The 1,754-nt window shown below is 76.2% G+C and carries 1 protein-coding gene; it reads left to right on the top strand.

The window, feature by feature from the left end; all coding sequences use genetic code 11:
- On the top strand, positions 1-1,754 hold a 1,754-nt coding region (locus ACIQOV_RS40205; protein ID WP_401055931.1), incomplete at both ends, for a type I polyketide synthase.

Consider the following 1,754-nt stretch of genomic DNA (forward strand, 5'->3'; position numbering starts at 1 on the left):
CGTGATCTCCGGCCGGGTGTCGTACACCTTCGGCCTGGAGGGCCCCGCCCTCACGGTGGACACCGCCTGCTCCTCCTCGCTGGTGGCCCTGCACCTCGCGGCCCAGGCGCTGCGCGGCGGCGAGTGCGACCTGGCCCTGGCCGGCGGTGTCACGGTGCTGGCCGGACCCGAGATCTTCGCCGAGTTCAGCCGGCAGGGCGGCGTCGCCGCGGACGGCCGCTGCAAGCCGTTCTCCGCCGAGGCGGACGGCACCGGCTGGTCCGAGGGCGTGGGCGTGCTGGTGCTGGAGCGGCTCTCCGACGCGCGCCGCTACGGGCACCAGGTGCTCGCCGTGGTGCGCGGCAGCGCGCTCAACCAGGACGGCGCCTCCAACGGCCTCACCGCCCCCAACGGGCCCTCGCAGGAGCGGGTGATCCGCCAGGCGCTGGCCAACGCCGGGCTGACCGTCTCGGACGTGGACGCGGTGGAGGCGCACGGCACCGGCACCAGGCTCGGCGACCCCATCGAGGCCCAGGCGCTGCTGGCCACCTACGGCCGGGACCGCGACGGCGAGCCGCTCTGGCTCGGCTCGATCAAGTCCAACATCGGGCACACCCAGGCCGCCGCCGGCGTCGCCGGGGTGATCAAGATGGTGCAGGCGATGCGCCACGGGACGCTCCCGGCCACCCTGCACGTCGCCGCGCCGAGCGGTCACGTGGACTGGGCGGCGGGCGCCGTGGAACTGCTGGCCGAGGCGCGCCCCTGGCCGGCCGTGGACCGGCCGCGCCGCGCGGGCGTGTCCTCCTTCGGCATGAGCGGCACCAACGCCCACGTCATCCTGGAGGCCGCCCCGGTCGTCACCGAGACCGCCGCGGCCCCGGAGACCGGCTCCGGGGTCCTCCCGTGGTTCCTGTCGGCCCGCACCCGGGCCGGACTGGCGGCGCAGGCCGCGCGGCTGCGCGAGTTCGCGGCCGGACACGGCGAGCTCACCCCGGCGGAGATCGGCCGGGCACTGCTGTCCCGGGCCGACCTGGAGCACCGCGCGGTGCTGCTCGGCGCCGACCGGACCGACCTGCTGGACGGGCTGGCGGCACTCGCCGACGGCACGGCCCGGGCCGGGGTGGTCACCGGCGTCGCCGAGGAGCGCGACGGCCGTTCGGTGGCCTTCGTCTTCCCGGGCCAGGGCTCGCAGTGGGTCGGCATGGCGAGGGAACTCGCCGACTGGTCACCGGTGTTCGCGGCCCGGTTGGCCGCGTGCGAGGCGGCGCTGGCGCCGTACACCGACTGGTCGCTGACCGAGGTGCTGCGTTCGGGCGCGGACCTGTCCCGGGTGGACGTGGTCCAGCCGGTGCTGTGGGCCGTGATGGTGTCGCTGGCCGAGGTGTGGCGGGCGCACGGTGTGCAGCCGTCGGCCGTGATCGGCCACTCCCAGGGCGAGATCGCCGCCGCGGTGGTGGCCGGTGCGCTGTCCGTCGAGGACGGTGCCCGGGTGGTGGCGCTGCGCAGCCGGGCGCTGATCGAACTCGCCGGTGACGGCGGCATGGTGTCCGTCGCGGCGGGCAGCGCGGTGGTCGAGGAGCTGATCGGCTCGTTCGGCGGCCGGATCTCGGTGGCCGCGTTCAACGGCCCGTCCTCGACGGTGGTGTCGGGCGAGCCCGGCGCGCTGGACGCGCTGCTGGTGCTCTGCGAGGAGAACGGGGTGCGGGCCCGCCGGATCCCGGTGGACTACGCCTCGCACTCCGCCCAGGTGGAGCGGGTGCGCGAACGGGTCCTGG

Origin of the sequence: Kitasatospora sp. NPDC091257, from assembly GCF_044757675.1 — a bacterium.
Taxonomy (GTDB): domain Bacteria; phylum Actinomycetota; class Actinomycetes; order Streptomycetales; family Streptomycetaceae; genus Kitasatospora; species Kitasatospora lactacystinica.